Genomic DNA, 17847 nt, shown 5'->3' on the forward strand with positions numbered 1-17847 from the left:
TGTTGTCCGCGATGCGGATACCTGCAAATCTATCTATGTTGCCAGCCGGAGCCATTCATTGCCTTTGAGATACGCTGATATCTATCCGTCAGAACCGCTGTTGAACAGCGATGCGATGCAGCGCCCTTCGGCGGCGGGTTTGATGTCAGTGCGGTATTTTCGGGCCGAACCTGATCGGATGCCCGAGGAAGTTTTTGCAGAACATCATGTCCTTCTGAACCTTCAGGAAAATGGGCATCGTGTTCAAAACTGGCGAGATGGGACACTGCGTGATTTCACCTTTCGCAAGGACGAAGTCATCGTGACCCCGGCAGGCATGCGGTCAGGTTGGCGGTGGTACGGACAGTCTGACGTGATCGTGATCACCTTGCATCCGGACAAAGTCCAGCGCTTTGCACAGTCGGAACTCGGTATGCTGTTGGCGCCGGAGCAGTTTCACGACCAGCCGCAGTTTTACGACCCTGACCTATGTGCTGCAGGCGTCATTTTGCGCGATGCGCTGGCAACGGACGATATGTCATCTGCGGTAATGTTCGAAGCCATGAGCCGGGTATTTCTGGTCAAGCTGCTGCAGAAATACGGCAAACGCCGCGCTGAAGAGGTCGAGCTGTCCGCGCGCTTTACCTCTCAGCACTATCAACGGGTGCTGGCCTACGTTCAGGACCGTTTGGATCAGACGATCACCGTCGATCAGATGGCGTCCGAGGCGGGCATGAGCCCCTCGCATTTCGCGCGGGTTTTCAAGGAGACGCTGGGCTCGACTCCCATGCAATATGTCATGGCCTACCGGGTCGAGCAGGCGATGAAGATGATGGAAGACCCGGCGCGCCCTCTGGGGGATATCGCCATGGCCTGTGGGTTCTCAGATCAGGCGCATTTCACGCACAGTTTCAAACAGGTAGTAGGGCAGACCCCCCGCGCATTTCGTGCGGCAAATGCTGTCTGAAGCAGAATCTTTCAAAAACGCGGCAGTCCGGTACAAGTATGCCTGCCGTCGACAGCGTATCTCAGGTGTCATCGGGCTTGTGCCCATCCAGAAAGACTTTGGGAGATATCGCTATGAACACCCTCGCTTTGAACACCGCCGCAGCACTTATGGCGTCGACGGCCGCCGTCGCGCAGGTTGAAACCCGCACCGTCACATTCGAGAACGAAGGCGCCACCCTGTCCGGCACGCTGTACCTGCCGGAAGAGCGCGGATCTGAACCACTGCCGACGGTCGTCGTGACCGGGGCCTGGACCTCGGTTCAGGAACAGATGCCCGCCAACTATGCCCGCGAGATGGCCGAGCGCGGCTTTGCTGCCTTCACCTTTGATTTCCGCGGTTGGGGCAAATCGGGCGATCTGCCGAAGAACGTGCGCTTCATCGAAAGCCCCGAGGCCAAGACATCGGACATCAAAGCTGCCCTCGCATTCGTCGCGACCCTGCCCGAAGTGGACGCCGATCACATCAACGGCCTGTGGATCTGCGCTTCGGCTGGCTACATGGTCGATGCGGTTTCCGGCAACCCGCTGGTTCAGCGGCTGGGCTTGGTTGCACCATGGTTGCAGAATGAAGAGATCGTCGAGGCGGTTTATGGCGGCGCAGACGGTGTTGCTGTGCTGATCGAGGTGTCCCACGCTGCCGAGGCCGCAGGGGGTCAGATCATTCCTGCCGCAGGCCCCGAAGGTGCCGAGGGCGTGCTGATGCCAATCGGCGGGTACTATTACGAGGCTGACCGTGGCGCGATCCCGGAATATGACAACAAGTGGAACAATGCGGGCTTGGAGGGCTGGCTGACCTATCACCCCGCCGACAATCCGCAGCGTTTGGACAAGCCACTGGCCATTGTGCACTCGGAAAGCGCGGCGATCCCACAAGGCGTACAGACCTTTCTTGCCGGTTTCGCAGGCGATGCGACCGCGCAATGGCTGGAGGATGTCACGCAGTTCGATTTCTACGACAACCCCGAGGATGTCACCCGCGCGGCCGATACCGTCGCTGACCACTTCCGCGCCGGTTCGAGCAACTAAGCCCTGTCTGGACACCGAGCAGTCGTTCGGCGTCCACCCTCATCTATTCGGAGCATCCCCATGCATAGAAAACTCACATCGACTCTTGCTGCCGTCTCCATGATCGGAACCGCAGCTTTCGCCGAACCACAGGCAGGCATCTCGACCGCAATCACCGATATCGCGGCAGGCGCAGACCGCCACGACTGGGCCCGCGTGCGCGACGCGTTTGCCGATACCGTCACGACGGATTACACCAGCCTCTGGGGCGGAGACCCGGTTACACAACCCGCTGATGAGCTTGTGGCGGGATGGTCCGCCTTTCTGCCCGGTTTCGACGCGACGCATCATATGGTGACCAATCACACGATCACCTCTCTGTCCGATACATCCGCCATGGCACAGGCTGATTTCACAGCAACCCATCGCCTTGATAAAGACTTGTGGGTGCTGGGTGGTCGCTATGACTATATCTTGGAGACATCAGACGACCGTTGGGTCGTTACTGCGATGACAATGACGGCACTTTGGGAAACCGGAGATCGTGGGCTTGTGGCTCTTGCCGGCCAGCGCGCTGCCGAGGCGAATTGAGGGAAGCAACATGACCAGTCAGCGCATCGCACTCGTGACGGGAGCCAATCGCGGCATTGGTAAAGAAGTGTCCCGGCAATTGGCCCGAGACCACGGGATGAAGGTTTTGATGGGTGCACGCGATCTGGCAAAAGGGCAGGCTGCTGCGGATGAAATCGGATATGCGGCGGAAGCCTTGGAATTGGATGTCTCAAGTCCGGACTCTGTCGCTGCCGCCTTCTTTTTGATGGTTGAACCTATCTACGGTCGTCTCGATGTTCTGGTGAACAATGCGGGTGTGGACTATGACACCGACCAACAGGTCCACCTCGCCGATCTGGATCGGGTTCGCCGCGCTTTTGATACGAACCTTTTCGGCCCTTGGGATACCACGATTGCGGCGGTGCCACTGTTGCAATGCGGCACGGATGCCCGGATCGTCAACGTCTCATCTGGCGCGGGGTCGCTGAACAGCATGTCCGCCGGCACACCCGGTTACGGCGTTTCCAAAGCGGCTTTGAACGCGCTAACCCTCAAGACCGCTGCCGCGTTGAAACCTCAGGGCATTCTCGTTAACGCCGTGTGCCCCGGTTGGGTCGCAACAGATATGGGCGGCGGAGGACGTCCGATTTCTGAGGGTGCCAAGGGCGTTGTCTGGGCCGCGACCTTGCCGAAAGGCGGCCCGACCGGAGGGTTCTTTCGCGACGGCGTTGCGATTGATTGGTAGGTTTATCCTGGCGCCATAAAATCAATCAGCTTCCTCACCCGCGCGGGCAAAAGGCGACGACTGGGATAGACTGCGAACATATCCCGCGTCAAAGGGATAGTGTCCGTGACCTCAAGCCGTTGCAGGTCTCCGTCCACCATATCCAAAGGCAGCATCGCGACACCCAGGTTGCGGCGGGCCGCCTGAGCAATGACATCAAGGTCCGTTAAACTGTGCGCGGTGTGCTTCAGTTGCAGAGTTTCCCCGCTCTCAAGCACCCAGGGCTGACCAGCTGTCAGGGCGGGCAAAGCAAGAAAGTCCGGTCTGTATATCGGCCCGTCCAACGCACGCTCCCGAATGAAGCCCTGTCCCGCACAAAAGCAATAGGGAACCGACCAGAGCCGTTTCGCGACAAGGCTGGAATCTGTCAACGGGCCGACCCGAAAGGCCAGGTCGATATTGTCGCGAAAGAAATCCAACATGATGTTGGTCGTGGTCACCTCAAGTGCCACATCCGGATTCTGCTCCGCAAAATCCAACAGCCGAGGGCCAATGGTCGTGCGCGCGGCCAACGGAGGCGCCGTGATGCGGATGCTCTGGCGTCTGGTATCGTCGGTAAAGCCCGCGATACCTTGTAGCGCCTCGATCGGGTTCTGACATCGGTCCAGAAGGCGGCGGCCCTCTTCTGTCAGGCGAACCTGGCGGGTTGTCCGCTCGAACAGTTTGGTGCCCAGATGGCCTTCCAACTCTGCAATCCTTCGGCTGACCCGGCTGAGGGGTATATCCAGGCGGTCCGCAGCCCTGGAAAAGCTGAGATGGTTGGCGACGACAGTAAACAGGGCAAGGTCGTTATAAATCATTATCCTATTTTTGGGATTATATCTTCCGATATCAACCATTATCATTCAATGACGTGACCTCTACCTTCTGCGCAACAGAAGGAGACAGCTCATGCCTTTCGCCATTGATATCACCCAGATCGGCAAACCGGACGTTTTGCGCAAGACCAACAGGGCGGCCCCGACCCCCGATGCCGGGGAAATCCTGATCCGCAACAAGGCCGGGGCGGTCAACTTCATCGACACGATCATCCGTCGCGGTGAGATGCCCGAGGGAATGATGCCCGATCTGCCTCATGTACCCGGTGTCGAGGGGGCCGGATTGGTCGAGGTGCTGGGTGAGAGGGTCGAAGGCTTCTCTGTCGGAGACCGAGTGGCGTGGATGGGGCCGATTGGTGCCGGTGGGTACGGGACCCATTCGGTGATCGCAGCGCCCTATGTCACCCGGCTGGCTGAAACGGCGGACTTCGAAACCGCGGCTGCTATCCCTGTCAACGGGATGACCGCCTATCACATGCTGGTCAATTTGGGTGGCGCAATGGCAGGCAAATCCGTGCTGGTTCACGCGGCAGCCGGGGGCGTAGGGACTATGGTCCTACAGATCGCGAAGCATCTGGGCATGACGGTGATCGCCTCGACCAGCACCGACAAGGTTGGGTATGCCAAAGATCAAGGTGCCGATCACGTCATTGATTATCGCACTGAGAACGTCACCGAGCGGGTGATGGAAATAACCGGCGGGCGCGGCGTGGACCTGACGCTGAACCCGGTTTCCGGAGAGTCTCTGAAATCAGATTTCGATGTGCTGGCGCCTCTGGGTACCGCAGTCCTGTTCGGATTTCTTGCCGGTCCGCCCGCAGGCAGTTTTGCCAAGGACTTGGCGAAGCACTTCCGGAAATCCGTCTCGGTCCGTGTCAGCGATATATACACCTATCTCGTCAATCGCCCCGATCAGTTTAGCGCGGATATGGCCACAGTGTTTGATCTGCTTGAGACGGGAATTCTGCGCCCGCAGGTCACCGCCCTGCCCATTGCCCAAGCCGCCGAGGCGCACCGCCGACTGGAAGCCGGTGAAACCACCGGCAAGCTGGTGCTGAGTATCGACTGATCAATCCAACAAAAAAGGAGCCATAGAAATGAGCACGGTTTTCGAAACCGCCCTGAAAGGCAAGCACATTGTCATTGTCGGCGGTAGCAGCGGTATGGGGAAGGCAACTGCAAAGATGGCCACCGCCCTCGGGGCAAAGATCACAATCGCAAGCCGCAGTGCTGCCAAGCTGCATGCGGCGGCAGACGAGATCGGCGGCGGGGTGCAGATCGCACAGGTCGATACAACCGATGAGACCGGCGTGAGATCATGGGCTGGTGTACTGGGCCCGGTGGATCACCTGGTGATCTCAGCCTCAAGCGCTGCGCATGGTGCGTTCGCCGATCTGCCCACAGACGATCTGCGTGCCATGTTCGAGGCCAAGTTTATCGGCCCCTATTTGGCTGCGCGCGAAGTGTTGCCTGTGTTGGTCAAAGGCGGCTCCATAACATTCTTTTCCGGTGTGCTCAGCCGCCGCCCATCCGCCGTGGCAACGGGCCTCGGCGCCGTAAATGCCGCGGTCGAGGCGTTGGCGAAGGGGTTGGCGCTGGAGCTGTCCGGACGGGCGCGGGTGAATTGCATCAGCCCCGGCATGGTCGCAACCGAAGCCTATGCCGCAATGTCGGAAGAGGCACGTGAAGGCATGTATGCGCAGGTTGGTGGCAGCCTGCCTGTGGGACGCGTCGGAGAGGCCGAGGACATCGCGCAAGCCGTGATCATGGCGATGACGAACAGGTTTTTAACCGGCTCCGTTCTGGATGTGGATGGCGGCCATCTTGTACGTGACTGACGCCTGACCCAAGTCTGGCGTTAAGAACACAGCCTGCCCAAAACAGCCTTTGGTCTGGCTTTGGTCAAAGCTGGCAAATCGTTTGAAGGCGGTGCGCAAGTTGGGCCGAACGCAAGCGCAGGCGCAATTTCTTAGGCTCCCGGCTCATTGAGTTACAGCTAAGACAGAACGGTTGCCGCGAGAGCGCTTGCTGAGAGGGAGATCTTCGGGCGTCTGTCATACCGAGTGGCGACACGGCACCAGTCCTTCAGGCGTCCGAACATGATTTCAATCCTATTTCGTCGTTTGTAGCGGCGCTTGTCCTACCGGGCAGGCTTGCCGCGTGATTTGCGGCCTGGGATGCACGGATTTAATCCCTTGTCTACTATGGCTTCTCTGAACCCGTCGGCATAGTATCCGCGATCTCCCAACAGCCAGTCAGCCGAAGGCAGACTGTTCATCAGAACCCTGGCGCCCGTGTAATCGCTCACTTGGCCAGCGGAGATAAAGAACCGAAGAAGGCGACCGACGCTGTCAGTGATGGCATGCAGTTTGGTGTTCATGCCGCCCTTGGTGCGACCGATCAGTCTTTCACGCCCCTTTTTTCAACCGCAGGCTGGAGGCCGTGCGGTGTGCTTTGAGGTAGGTTGCGTCCACTGCCCGTCAGGGCAATACGCAGCAATGTCCCGGGAGGGGATCATGAGGGTCTTGTGATCGGTTCCCTCCGCAGCGAGCCCCATCATGATCCGAGCGAACACACCCATATCGCTCCACCGCTTCCAACGGTTGTACAGCGTCTTTGGCGGCTCATATTCGCGAGACGCATCAGACCACCGCAACCCATTGCGCTTGATAAAAATAATCCCGCTCAGCAAACGTCGGTCATCCACTCGCGGCTTGCCATGGCTTTTCGGAAAGTAGGGCCGTAAACGCGCCATCTGTTCGTCAGTCAGCCAGAAAAGGTTGCTCATGATACACCTCTGAAACTCAGCAGCTTGAAGCACGCAGCCAAGGCGACGGCAACCAAATCAATGGGTCCTGACCTTAGAGTGCGCCCGTAAGGCATCGTTTTTAACAATCCGAAGGGAGTTCGAATCTCTCATCACCCACCAGCCTTTCCCCAAAAATTCCTGCGCTGTTCCGCATCCGGGGCCAATCATCATTGATGCCGGTCCTGAAAGTCTATCGCGAATAAAACCCTTCTCGCAGTTCCTGTCTGAGACGCAGACGCTCGGGGTATTCTTTCAGAAATTGTTCGGGGGGCTTGCCCTCCCAGACTTGCGCGTAAACCCGCATCTTGTTGCCGCCATAGATCTTTTCGAGGTCTTCATCGGAATACCCCCTTGCCCAGAGATCATCGGTGATTGCCGCAAGGATTTTGGCCAGCTCACCGTTGCCGGTCGCCCCTTTGTTGAACGCGTCGATCATGTAGCCGCCATCATCATACATGCTTGCGTTTGCAGTCGCGAACTGCACAACCAATTCGGTCGAGAACATGTCGTCGGTTGCGATCCCAACGTGGTCGACCCCAACAAGTTGGACATAGTAGTCGATCATGTCGGCGGCTTGCTTGGGTGAGATATCTTCAGGCCAAACGCCGTCCATCATCCATTCAGTGAATGTCGGAGACACATAGCCACCCGATTTGGCCGCACGCAGGGCCTCGTCATCGGGAATGGCCCGATAACACCCGCGTGGCGTCGCACCGGGTTCGTTTGCGTAAAGGCCGGCAGGAACCGAATGCGTGTAAACAAAAGGCACGCCGGGATAGTTTTCGTCCATGTAGTCCATGGCGTCGTTGGCCGTTTTGGAACCCGTGTGGCTCAGGTCCAGAAGGATGCCGAAACGCACCATTTCATCGATCACCGACTTGCCCCAAGGGGTCAGACCGATATCGCGCCCGTTATAGGCCGCCAACTGCCCCGACCCGGTGCGGAAGATATCGTTGTAGGCCAGGATCATACTCTTGATCCCCATATCCTTGAGCAACGCCATCTTCCTCAGGTCGCCATCCAGAATCGTCGCCGTCTGGCTGTTCCAGATGACCGCCGTCTTGCCTTGTAATTGGGCGGCTTCGATATCGCGGGTTTCATTCACGATCAGGTAATTCTCTGGCTGTTGCGCCATCGCCGACCGGAAGTGGTAGTGCTGATCAAGAAGGGTTTCAAAAGACATATCCGCTGCGGCCAGCGTCATCTCATGACCTGTTATTCCGTTGTCCCGAGCCCGCGCGAAGTAAGTGTGCAGCTGTTCGTCTTCAGTCCAGCCGGTGCCGTAGGGGCTGGCCAACATGCCAAGAACGATTGTGTCCTTCACAAACTGCTTCGCCTCATCCGACGCATCCCATGTCTTGCTTTCCTCGCTCGCGTGCAGCGCGGCACCGAATACGATTGCAATGGCGCTTGCGGCCAACAAAGTTTTCATGACTGAGCCTCCCAAATTGGCTTCGGGTGAATTGCTGCTTTCGAGCCGCATCAAAAAACGATCCGGGTTCGCAGGCTGAACAACGTGATACTATCCTGATTGGGGTTCAGCAGCGGATTGGAAATGAACTGCAGTGACGGCGTGATTTGCAGACCGGGTGAGATTGAAAAGCGATAGAATGCTTCCAGCGTTAACTGATCGCTATCGATGTTTCTTGCTTCGGCCCAGTTCAAACCCAAACCGGCCAGATCGGTGTTTCGACCGTAATAGCCCAGCCCGGCAGAAACCGAACGATCATACAGCGCTGCAGTGCCTTTCGACGCCCCTGCCCGAACGAACGGCATCCATTTGTTGTCGACAAACCAAGCCGCGGAAAACACGGCCCCATAATCTTCTGCACGGCTGCCATCGTCGGCCGCATCTGCATGCCAGAGGGTCAAATGGACATTGTCGAAATAGATGCGATCAAAGCCCGAAGTGTAACCAATCTCAAACGATTTGAAGAGATTGCCGTCGCTGAACACGTCAAGACTTGGATCAGACGGATCGGCGTTTGCGTCAGCAACGCTGGCAACGGCGTAGAAGTTTTCGCTCAGCTTTATCCCACCGGCAATGCCAATTCCCTGGTTGGGTGTGTTGATTGTCGGGTTGGTGTTGAACGACAGGTTTTGGAACCCGCTGTAGGGGCTGACCAATCCATAGATATCCACAAAGTCCGTCACATCAATCTGGCCGACTTGCAGCGTCCACGCGCCGTTCTCGGCCCTTTGGGTCCAGAACAGGTTGGTCAGCAACAAACCATTGTCGTTGAAGGCAGTCCCGGTGATCGACAATGCGCCTCCGTCCAGCCCAAGGAATTGCGGGGCAACATCGGTGTATCCGTGCCGATCTTCGATTTTGAATGTCAATGAACCCCGCTCGGTTGCCTGCCAACTGCCGTAGACGCGAGCGATTCCACTAGCGGCTTCACCAGCTCCCAAATCGGCGTTCGTGGATTGACCCAACGCCAGGTAATCCACGTTGAACCGAAATCCACCCTCAGCCAGCCGATCTTTCCACCGAAACCAACCCGGCGCGATGTTGCGCGGAAATTCGGAACGGTATTGCGGATCGGTCAGGCCATCGCCAGGTTTAAGCTCGGCCTCGACCGAAGAAGGCCCGGACAACCCCTGGGCAGACGCTGTACCCGCGCAGGCAATACTCAATGCGGCAACAAGGCGCCTTATCATTCCGACGCCTTTGCGCCGCCAGTTTTACGATTGCCAGCGGCTCGGGCGCGATCGGCTGCACGCTGCCGCCATTCCAGACCGTCGGCCTTGGTTTCCAGCGTTTCAACGCTGTCCGTCTCCAATTTGAAGGTTGCATTCATCGGCACAAGCCCATCCACGACCATCATGTTCTGAACCGAGGGTTCAATCGTCAGCCTACCTTTGAGCCGAACGGGTTCATGGAAGTAACTGGGGGCCCAGTCGCCGTTCAACCGCACCCGGATCATCTGATTGGGCGGAGGCGGGGGCATGTGGCTGCACATCCCGCGTTCTGGCACCAAATATGCAACCGCTCGCCCGTCCGGATCGTTCGGCGCGGGAATGGCAAAGCCTGTCAGCGTAACACTCTGGCCATCGAGTTGCGGATTTCCGTTTGTTCCTGCCTTTCTTCGCCGCTCTTTCACAGCCTCTCGCTGATCGAGCAGCCAGTCGACATCAACGCCACCCTCGGCCAAGGCGTCTTCAGTCTCGGTCAGAAGCTCTTGCCATTTCTGTCTTTCCTCAACGCTGCCGACATCCTGCTGCAACCTGCCGCGCAAGCGCACGACGAAGAGGACATCGTCAAACTGTTCAGGGCTCAGATCACGATAAGGGTCATCGAACACCTGCACCGACGGGTCCGGTAGGTCAGACCAGTCAAGCGTCGCATGGGGCGTTGCCATTGCGGTATGACCGCTCAGGACAAAGCCTGCGACAACTGCAGCGCGAAACCAAGGGAACATCAAATCTCTCCAACCGGTTTTGGGGTCAGTCCAGTGTGTTCTTGTATATCACACCGTCTTTCATAATCAGTCGGATCGTTTCCGGGCTTTCCGGCCTCGGGTCGGCGCCAAACCATTGATCCCCGGTTCCAACGACGGAAAAGTCTTCAAGTGGGTTTCCGTCGATCAGCAGGATGTCAGCATAGGCCCCTTCCTCGATCACACCCAGTTTCCCGGCCGTATACGGGTTCATGAAATCGCCGGAAAGTGCTGCGATCTCGCCACCGATCGAGGTCAATGTGACCATCGACTGGTAGGGGCCGAAGAACTCGTTGTTGAGATGCTTTTCATAGGCGATCTGGATGTTGCAGGCCTCGACCGAGCCGACGCAGTCCGTCTGGAAACCGCGCTTGACCGGGCACTCCTTCATGTTCGGGATGTAGTTCGCGAAAGTCGCCGAAGCGGAGATTGCCTTTGCAAGGCTCGTAGGTTGGTTCTTGACAGAAGGAATATCGAGCAATCCGGGATCGAAAGCGGTGAGGTTCGTGGTGATGTACGCCCCCATTTCATTCATTTTTTCAGCGATCTCACAATCGAACGAAAAGCCATGCTCGATCGACATCACTCCTGCGTTGAGTGCGTTCATGATGGCTTCCTTACGATAGGAATGCGCCATGACATAAGAGCCATATTCGTTGGCGACCTGCACGGCGGCTTCGATCTCATCTTTTGACCCCGCGAGCAGTTGCCAGGGGTCAAAGGCCGACACCACACCGCCCGACTGCATAAACTTAAGTTGCGTGGCACCCATCCGGAAGTTGTTGCGGCCATACAGGTAAATGTCGTCTACGCCGCTGACTTCCTGCGCCATGTTCAGACGGCTGAAGTTCGTATCGCTCCCCGGCGGGGCTGTAAAGTTTCCGAAATCGGCGTGACCGCCCCGCGTACCGATGAACGCCCCCGAAGCATAGTGGCGCGGTCCGACGATCTGGCCAGCGTCGATTGCGCGGCGCAAACCGCCATTGGCCCCACCTGCATCCCTGACCGTGGTGAAGCCCTGCATGAGATACATTTCCGCCATCAAGGCACCGTGAATGGCGAAATCTTCCCATGTCGTATTGGCTTCCATGGCGCCGAGGCTCGGACCCATCAGCATCAGGTGCGCGTGGTTCTCGATGAAGCCCGGCGTAAGTGTACGTCCACCGCCGTCGATCATCGTTGCGTTCGGCGCATCGATCGCCTCGGTTGAAACCGTTTTGATGAGGTTGCCTTCGACGAGCACGCTTGCGTTCTCGATGCGGGCTTCGTTAACGCCATCAAAGACGTGCACATTGGTAAACAGCGTTTGGGGTTCTTCTTGATCCTGAGCCAGCGCAGCCGCCGAAAAACCAACACTTGCCGCGACAATGACCGCCGGGCAAAGGGACATTCGCATATTGGTCATAGGGTCTCCCTTCATATTCACGTTTTGCCAAGTGTAGCCCAAAAACTCTTGGGCGGGTTGCCACTTTTGGACTAACATGTGCGAATGTGACCGCAAAAAAGGCCACTGAACGAAACCATTGGTTTAAAAAAGGGTGACGGACGTGCCACTCAGCTCCACTTCTGAAGCGCATAGCGAAGGCTTTATCCGCCTCGCGCTGGCCGCCCCGTTTCTGCAATATCTCACCGACCGCAGGATCAATCCGCAACCGGCCTTGGATCAGGTCGGCTTGAAGGCCGACCTGCTGTCCGACCCATCTGTCTATGTCCACTCGGAACTGGTCTATGGTCTGTTGAATGCCTTCTCAGAGTTGTCAGGGGATCGATACCTTGGCCTGAATGTAGGAGAGACATTTGACCTGCAAGGATGGCCGCCATTCGCCCGGTCACTGCAATCCTCGAACACTCTGTTCGAGTTTTTTGCCCGGTTCGTAAGGCTTGTTCCACAAGAGTCCAACGCCGTCCGGCACAGTCTTGTCGTGGAAGCAGACAAAGCGATCTATCGGATCGCGCGGCAACAAGAACCAACCGTTCCGCCCGTTCAGGTTACCGGGTTTGGAGCTGCCATCTATGTGCGCCTGTTGCAAAGCGTGGTCGGAAACGCGTGGGATCCGTCCCGGGTGCGATGGGAAAGCAGATATGTCCTTGGCTTGCCTCGCGGTTACAAAGGTATCGAAGTTGGCCTTGGAACCAACCCCGGAATGCAGATCAGTTTTCCTGTGGAATGGTTGTTTCTACACCATGCGGCAGAGGAGTCCGAAGCGCCGCCAGCCACGATTCGACACAATGAAGACGTCACCGTAGTGGCCGCTTTGCGGTCTGTCTTGCGTGGAAAACTGGATGAGTCAGAGCTGGGGCCGGAGGTTGTGGCCGGATTGCTGGGTATCCAGCCCGAGCGGTTCCTGAAAGCACTTCTGAAACATCAGACAACACTTCCCCGAGAGGTAAGGCGTCTGCGGGTCGATGTCGCCAAGGAGCACCTCAGAGAAAGCAAAATGACAGTTGCCGAGATCGGCCTCATGCTTGGCTATTCCGACAAGTCCCACTTTACTCGGTTTTTTCGAAGCCAGACCGGTGTGACGCCAACAAAATTCCGCCTTGGATAGCAACCGCGCTGCGAATGGGCGGGTTGGCGTTCCACTGCCTCTCTCATGTATGTCCACCAAGGGATGGCCATGATTTGCGCCACGTTCATGGATCAATACCAAAGGTTGAAAAAGCAATTGCCCGATGGCCCTTTTGGCAACGCATGCGCCGTCACGCATGCCTGTTGCGGCTCGATCGGATGTGATCTTGAAAGCGGCAGGAAAGGATATGCCCTTGAACCGTTCCGCGGTTTGTGCAACTTCGAATCGCTGACGGCACCGGGCGTCTCTGGGAACCTGTGCCCTTGGCGGCAGTGCAAGACGGCGCTTGGGTACATCTGCGGATTGGAAAATGCGCTTCGGTTACGCTGAAGATGTCAGGAGTTCGAGTGTCTCTTCACCCACCTTTTTACCTTCTGAATTTCGACGCTCAAATACGGTTGAATCGTCGTGGCGGTGTTGCAACCGGTTGCAAGTTCAGGTCGATGATGCATAATGCTGGGGCAATGCCAAACTTACCTGTTTTCCTGCCTCGCTGTTATCGGAGTCCCGCAGCGTGAGTGTGACCCTGAAAGACGTGGCCGCCTTGGCTGGCGTTTCACGGTCCGCCGTTTCGCGCACCTTTACCGAAGGTGCCTCGGTTTCCGCAAAAACGCGCAGCAAGGTTGAAAAGGCCGCCCGTGAGCTGGGCTACAGCCCCAATGCTCTGGCTTCGTCGCTGACGACCGGGCGCACCAAGCTGATCGGGTTGATTTCGAACAACTTTCACAACCCGATCTTTCTGGAAGTCTTCGACCAGTTTACACGCGCCTTACAGGAACGCGGCCTGCGCCCGCTGATCGTGAACCTGACGGACGAGACCGAGCCCGCCAATTCCGTACGCATGCTGCGGCAATACTCAGTGGATGCGGTGATCGTCGCCTCGTCGACCTTGCCGCCCAGCTTTGCCAAAGCGTTCCACGATGCGGGCGTACCGGTGGTGCACACGTTCGGCCGGTCTGCCACCTCGCCCGAGGTGCATGTGGTCGGGATCGACAATGTGGAATGTGGGCGCATGGCCGCGCGCGAGCTGGTCGCGCGGGGTTATGCCAGCGTGGGCTATCTGGGCGGGCCGCAGGATGCGACCTCGTCCCTGGACCGACAGCGGGGCTTTATCGAAGAAATGGCCAACCATGCGCAGATTCCGGTCAACCACTCCTTCGCCGGGGCTTATTCCTTCGAGGCCGGCCGGGCCGAGATGCTGCGCCTGCTGGCCGGTGACCCGGCGCAGGCCTATTTCTGCGGCGACGACATCCTGTCGATCGGGGCGTTGTCGGCGCTGGCTGATCACGGGCTGAAACCGGGCACCGATATCGGGATCATCGGCCTGAACGACATGGAAATGTCGCGCTGGGAATACATCAAACTGACCACCATCCATCAGCCGATCAAGCAGATCATCACCTCGTCCGTCGATCTGGTCGAAGAGATGCTGAAAACGCCCGACCGCTACCCCGAAGCGCGGATCTTCCCCTGCCGGGTGGTCGAGCGGGGCACGTTGCGGCCCCGCCCCTGATCAGCGGAACATCGGCGGGCGGGCCTCCTGCCAGGCACCATCTGCTTTGCCCGACGCAACAGCCGCGTGCACCGCTGCGATCGATCGCACGCCATCCGCTGCGTTGGGCAGGCCATCCCGGCTTTCACCGCGGATCGCATCCGCCAGATCGCAATAGATATTGGCAACGGCCAGCGGGAAGCCTTCGGGGTGCGCGATGGCGACCCGAGACAGGCGTTGCACTTCATCATGCAGCCCCCCCTCGCCCTTTTCGATGATCTGGGTGCGCCCTCCTACCGGGGTGTAGATCAACTGGTTGGGTTGCTCTGACGCCCAGCGCAACCCACCGGTTTCGCCAAAGACCTGTATGTCAAAGCCATGCTGGCGCCCGATCGCCACAGAAGATGTCCAAAGACGCCCGACCGTGCCGCCTTCCATACGGAAGTTGATCATTGCATCGTCTTCCAGTTCCCGGCTTGCGATCGTTGAGGCCAAATCAGCCGAAAGCGTCTTCACCTCGTCATCACAGATAAAACTGGCCATATGCAGGGCGTGGATACCGCAATCGGCGAACTGCCCGGAAACCCCTGCCATCGCAGGGTCATAGCGCCAGCGCACGCGCGGATTGTCCGCATCGGTGGCATCCCCATGATGGCCGTGGCTGAAATTGGTCACCACAAGACGCACCCGTCCGATCTCGCCCGAGCGCACCATAGCGCGGGCCTGCCGCACCATCGGATAGGCGGAATAGCAGTAGTTCACCGCGCAGATCTTTCCCGATGCTTCGGCGACGCGGACAATTTCCTCACCCTCTTCCACAGTCATGGTCATTGGTTTTTCACACAAGACATTGAAGCCCGCCTCAAGATAGGCCTTGGCGATCTCGAAATGTGTCGAATTCGGCGTGGCGATTGTCACCAGATCGATCCGGTCTTTACGGTCCTTCTCACCCGCCAGCATTTCTTGCCAGTCGCCATAGGCACGATCGGCGGCAACGCCCAATCGCTGCGCGTATTCCCGGCCCGCTTCGGGCCGGTGATCCAGCGCGCCAGCAGCAAATTCAAACAGCCCGTCAGCCTGTGCCCCCAAGCGGTGCGCGGGGCCAATCTGGCTGCCTTCACCACCACCGATCATGCCCCATCTCAACTTAGCCATGGTCATCGTCTCTCATATAACTTTTTTGTTTGAGCGATCAGAAATCGCGGATGTCTTTCCACTGCCGCTGCTCTGACGATGCCAAGGCGGCAGCAAGCACCCGGTTGACCTCATGCCCGTCGCGAAAGGTCGGCCAAGCGGCTTTTCCGGTGTGGATGGCCTGAAGAAAATCTTTGGCCTCGATAACGATCTGGTCCTGATAGCCTGTTCCGTGGCCCGGACCCTGGCAGAAGGGCTCGTAATCCGGATGCGCCGGGCCGGTCAGAATTTTTGTGAACCCACGGGACGCTTCGGGCCCTACCCGCTTATACAGCCAAAGCGCGTTCTGGTCCTCCTGATCGAACCGGATGGCGCCCTTTGTTCCCGATATTTCATAAGCATAGCCCATTTTTCGCCCCGTCGCGACGCGGCTGAAATACAGGTTGCCCATAACGCCATTTTCAAAACGGCACATCATCTGGGCATGGTCGTCATTTGTCACCTCACCACCCGGTCGGGTTTTGTGAACCGTTTCAACATCCGCCATCACCTGTGCGATCGGACCAACCAGCGCCAATGCACCGTTGACCATATGCGGTGCCAGATCTCCGATGGTGCCATTGGCCATGCCCGTCGTACGCCAGGAGGCAGGAGCGTGCGGGTCGGCATAGAAATCCTCGGTGTGCTCCCCCCGGAACCAGGTGATATCCCCGATTTCACCATTGGCAATAAGCTGGCGGGCGTATTGCGTCGCAGGTGTGCGAACATAGTTGAACCCCACCATGTTGACCGCGCCAGAAACTTCGGCAGCAGCAACCATGGCCAGACTGTCGTCAAGGGATGCGCCCAGTGGTTTTTCACACAAGACCGGTTTACCCAATTCAAACGCTGCTTCGGCAATCTGGCGATGTGTCGATTGAGGAGAGGCGATGACAATTGCCTCGACCCTGGGATCCTCAACCAATACCCGCCAATCATCGGTCGCTTTGTCAAACCCATAGGCTGTCCTGTAACGTTCGGCGCTTTCAGGGCTGGACGCACAAATGACCTCGAGCCGGGGTCGCAATGCCGTGTTGAACACCGCACCGACCGCTGACATAGCCACGGAATGGGCCTTGCCCATATAGCCGCCGCCGACGATTCCAATTCCGATTTCAGGCATCTGCAACGGCTCCGAACATATCATTTGCAACCGGTTGCAAAATCAGTATCGTGTGAATCGATTCAACGCAAGGTCCAAACTTTGCCGACCCATTCTGCCGGAGGACAAAACTTGAGCGCTTTGATGGATGGTATCAAAGGAAACCGCTTCGCCGTTCTGGGTCGCGCAGGCATGGACCTGTACGCTGACCCAATTGGCGTCAAAAGCGAGGATGCCAGCACGTTTCATGCCGACCTTGGTGGTTCTTCTGCCAATATTTGTGCCGGGCTGGTCAAGTTGGGCAGCGAGGCGTCGCTGATTACGTCCGTCTCGGACGATGCGATTGGGCGGTTCTGTCTGAACCGGTTGCGGCATTACGGTGTGGACACATCCTATATCCGCGTTCTGGGCGGCGAATACCGCATGTCTCTGGCCGTGTACGAAAGCCGGATCGACGACTTTCAGAATGTGATCTATCGCAACGGGGCCGTTGATTTCCAAGTCACCAAAGAGGATATGGACAGGGTCGATTATTCATCTTTTTCGGCAATCATCTCGGCTGGAACGGTCTTTGCGTCCGAACCGTCGCGCAGCGCCACATTCCGGGCCTTCGAGAACGCCCGAAGCGCAGGCCTGCCGATCATCTTCGACATCGATTACCGCCCATACAGCTGGCCCTCGGCCGAGGTGGCTGCCGAAGTTCTGTCGCGGGCTGGCGAAGCCAGCAACCTGATCGTCGGCAACGACGAAGAGTTCGGATTCATGGCCGGCGGCATCGAAAAGGGTTTTGCCAAAGCGCAGGAACTTGCCAAAAAGCCGGGTCGGATCGTCATCTACAAGATGGGCGAAAAAGGTGCTGTCACCTTTGTGGACGGGCAGGAGCTGCGAACCGGTATTTACCCGGTTACGGCTGTCAAACCCAACGGGGCCGGCGACAGTTTCATGGCCGGGCTGCTGGCCTCGATCGCGGCGGGGCACGATCTGAAAGACGCCGTCATGCGCGGTTCGGCCTGCGCGTCGATCGTGGTGTCGCATCCCGGTTGCGCACCCGCCATGCCAACGACACCAGAACTGGACGCGTTTCTCGCTTCGCATCCCGGCCCGACCACATAGGA

General features: G+C 57.9%; 16 protein-coding genes and 1 pseudogene. 9 read left to right on the top strand and 8 right to left on the bottom strand.

All coding sequences use genetic code 11. The features are described 5' to 3' along the window. Window positions 1–64 precede the first annotated feature (64 nt). From GOW31_RS07580 to GOW31_RS07595, 4 genes are all read left to right on the top strand, one after another. A complete protein-coding gene (locus tag GOW31_RS07580) occupies window positions 65–946 on the top strand; it encodes an AraC family transcriptional regulator (protein ID WP_254441658.1) in 882 nt (293 codons plus the stop codon). A gap of 113 nt (window positions 947–1059) precedes the next feature. Beyond that, window positions 1060–2013: an alpha/beta hydrolase gene (locus GOW31_RS07585; RefSeq protein WP_171169045.1), complete on the top strand. Its 954-nt coding sequence runs from the start codon at window positions 1060–1062 to the stop codon at window positions 2011–2013. 60 nt (window positions 2014–2073) lie between these two features. Continuing rightward, window positions 2074–2583 carry a nuclear transport factor 2 family protein gene (locus GOW31_RS07590; RefSeq protein WP_171169048.1) on the top strand — a complete coding sequence of 170 codons (510 nt, stop codon included), beginning with the start codon at window positions 2074–2076 and terminating at the stop codon, window positions 2581–2583. A gap of 10 nt (window positions 2584–2593) precedes the next feature. Further along, complete coding sequence (locus GOW31_RS07595; RefSeq protein ID WP_171169050.1) at window positions 2594–3289, top strand: SDR family oxidoreductase; 696 nt, start codon at window positions 2594–2596, stop codon at window positions 3287–3289. A 2-nt stretch (window positions 3290–3291) separates the two neighbouring features. On the opposite strand, the gene GOW31_RS07600 is transcribed toward GOW31_RS07595, so the two are convergent. Beyond that, window positions 3292–4128 carry a LysR family transcriptional regulator gene (locus GOW31_RS07600; protein ID WP_171169052.1) on the bottom strand — a complete coding sequence of 279 codons (837 nt, stop codon included), beginning with the start codon at window positions 4126–4128 and terminating at the stop codon, window positions 3292–3294. A 91-nt stretch (window positions 4129–4219) separates the two neighbouring features. Between GOW31_RS07600 and GOW31_RS07605 the strand changes: the two genes are divergently transcribed. Together GOW31_RS07605 and GOW31_RS07610 are read left to right on the top strand one after the other, a co-directional pair. Continuing rightward, on the top strand, window positions 4220–5215 hold the full coding sequence (locus GOW31_RS07605) for a zinc-binding dehydrogenase (protein ID WP_171169054.1): 996 nt from the start codon (window positions 4220–4222) through the stop codon (window positions 5213–5215). Window positions 5216–5243: 28 nt separating this feature from the next. Further along, window positions 5244–5984, top strand: a complete 741-nt coding sequence (locus GOW31_RS07610; RefSeq protein WP_171169056.1) for an SDR family oxidoreductase — start codon at window positions 5244–5246, stop codon at window positions 5982–5984. A 158-nt stretch (window positions 5985–6142) separates the two neighbouring features. Here GOW31_RS07610 and GOW31_RS07615 read toward each other — a convergent pair. The 5 genes and pseudogenes from GOW31_RS07615 to GOW31_RS07635 all read right to left on the bottom strand — a co-directional run bounded on the left by GOW31_RS07615 (window position 6143) and on the right by GOW31_RS07635 (window position 11800). Then, window positions 6143–6934: pseudogene (locus tag GOW31_RS07615) on the bottom strand (IS5 family transposase). A 211-nt stretch (window positions 6935–7145) separates the two neighbouring features. Continuing rightward, window positions 7146–8387, bottom strand: coding sequence for a dipeptidase (locus GOW31_RS07620; protein ID WP_171169059.1), 1242 nt, complete (start codon window positions 8385–8387; stop codon window positions 7146–7148). A gap of 50 nt (window positions 8388–8437) precedes the next feature. Then, a complete protein-coding gene (locus tag GOW31_RS07625; protein WP_171169061.1) occupies window positions 8438–9616 on the bottom strand; it encodes a carbohydrate porin in 1179 nt (392 codons plus the stop codon). Continuing rightward, on the bottom strand, window positions 9613–10377 hold the full coding sequence (locus GOW31_RS07630) for a DUF3299 domain-containing protein (RefSeq protein ID WP_171169063.1): 765 nt from the start codon (window positions 10375–10377) through the stop codon (window positions 9613–9615). The genes GOW31_RS07625 and GOW31_RS07630 overlap by 4 nt, the downstream gene beginning before the upstream one ends. A 25-nt stretch (window positions 10378–10402) precedes the next feature. Then, window positions 10403–11800, bottom strand: coding sequence for an amidohydrolase family protein (locus GOW31_RS07635; RefSeq protein WP_171169065.1), 1398 nt, complete (start codon window positions 11798–11800; stop codon window positions 10403–10405). A gap of 142 nt (window positions 11801–11942) precedes the next feature. On the opposite strand from GOW31_RS07635, the gene GOW31_RS07640 reads away from it, so the two are divergent. Then, window positions 11943–12944, top strand: coding sequence for an AraC family transcriptional regulator (locus GOW31_RS07640; RefSeq protein ID WP_171169067.1), 1002 nt, complete (start codon window positions 11943–11945; stop codon window positions 12942–12944). Window positions 12945–13479: 535 nt separating this feature from the next. Next, window positions 13480–14478, top strand: coding sequence for a LacI family DNA-binding transcriptional regulator (locus tag GOW31_RS07645; RefSeq protein ID WP_171169069.1), 999 nt, complete (start codon window positions 13480–13482; stop codon window positions 14476–14478). Here the strand turns inward: GOW31_RS07645 and GOW31_RS07650 are convergent, their stop codons facing one another. Beyond that, window positions 14479–15612: a Gfo/Idh/MocA family protein gene (locus tag GOW31_RS07650; RefSeq protein ID WP_171118970.1), complete on the bottom strand. Its 1134-nt coding sequence runs from the start codon at window positions 15610–15612 to the stop codon at window positions 14479–14481. A 37-nt stretch (window positions 15613–15649) separates the two neighbouring features. Continuing rightward, on the bottom strand, window positions 15650–16753 hold the full coding sequence (locus tag GOW31_RS07655; RefSeq protein WP_171169071.1) for a Gfo/Idh/MocA family protein: 1104 nt from the start codon (window positions 16751–16753) through the stop codon (window positions 15650–15652). A 123-nt stretch (window positions 16754–16876) separates the two neighbouring features. Between GOW31_RS07655 and iolC the strand changes: the two genes are divergently transcribed. Further along, window positions 16877–17845, top strand: coding sequence for a 5-dehydro-2-deoxygluconokinase (gene iolC / locus GOW31_RS07660; RefSeq protein ID WP_171169311.1), 969 nt, complete (start codon window positions 16877–16879; stop codon window positions 17843–17845). Window positions 17846–17847 lie beyond the last annotated feature (2 nt).

The sequence above is a fragment of the Ruegeria sp. HKCCA0370 genome (assembly GCF_013033705.1).
Taxonomy (GTDB): Bacteria; Pseudomonadota; Alphaproteobacteria; order Rhodobacterales; family Rhodobacteraceae; genus Ruegeria.